The organism is Streptomyces sp. H39-C1, assembly GCF_027158125.1.
GTDB lineage: Bacteria > Actinomycetota > Actinomycetes > Streptomycetales > Streptomycetaceae > Actinacidiphila > Actinacidiphila fildesensis.
On sequence record NZ_JAPVLS010000289.1, the window covers coordinates 1 to 676 of the forward strand.

Below are 676 nucleotides of genomic sequence, written 5' to 3' on the forward strand. Positions count from 1 at the left end.
CCGCCGCCGGCCTCGCAGCGATCCGGTCCTACCGCTACGCCGGCCCCGGAGCTCTCTGCCCGTTGCCAGGCATGTACGAGCCGATCTACTTCGCCGACAAAGTCGGGGCCCTGATCGGCCAGGCCGTCGCGATCGCGGCGCTGACTCCGCTGATCGCCGGGCAACGCCGACCGCATGGCGGGGACCCTGCGCCAGCCGCCTGACGGTGTGCCGGACGCGTCCCACACCCCCGTCGCAGGTGAGGTGGATTTTGCTGGTCAGCCCGCCGCGTGAGCGTCCGACTCCTCGTCTTCGCGGTGCTGGGTAGGGACCTCATTGTTGGAGGCATATGAGCATTTTGGGCACCGCGTTCCACTCGGTCGGCAGCCGCCAGTGCAGGATGCTGCCGTCGAAACGGACCGGCGACCTGATCGACGGGCCGACCGCAGGGACCGCTTTGCGGGCGCCGGCGGTGTGTTGGTGAGCACGGCAGACGTGGAATCCACTCCGGTCTGGCTCCAGTCCAGCTGTCCCTCGGCGTCCGCATCAGCTTGGATCGCAGCGAGTATCCGGTCCCAGGTTCCGTCCGCCGACCAGCGCGCCGATGGCGGTCGTGGATCGTCTTCCACTTCCCGAAACGCACCGGTAGATCCCGCCATGGCACCCCCGTTCGCTCCCGGAAATAGATCCCGTTGAC

The 676-nt window shown here is 68.3% G+C and carries 2 pseudogenes; one reads left to right on the forward strand and one right to left on the reverse strand.

Going from position 1 to position 676, the window contains the following annotated elements:
- Positions 1-203 (forward strand): annotated as a pseudogene (locus O3W51_RS48250) (hypothetical protein); the annotation flags it as partial.
- 22 nt (positions 204-225) lie between these two features.
- On the opposite strand, the pseudogene O3W51_RS49220 reads toward O3W51_RS48250, so the two are convergent.
- Positions 226-676 (reverse strand): annotated as a pseudogene (locus O3W51_RS49220) (transposase); the annotation flags it as partial.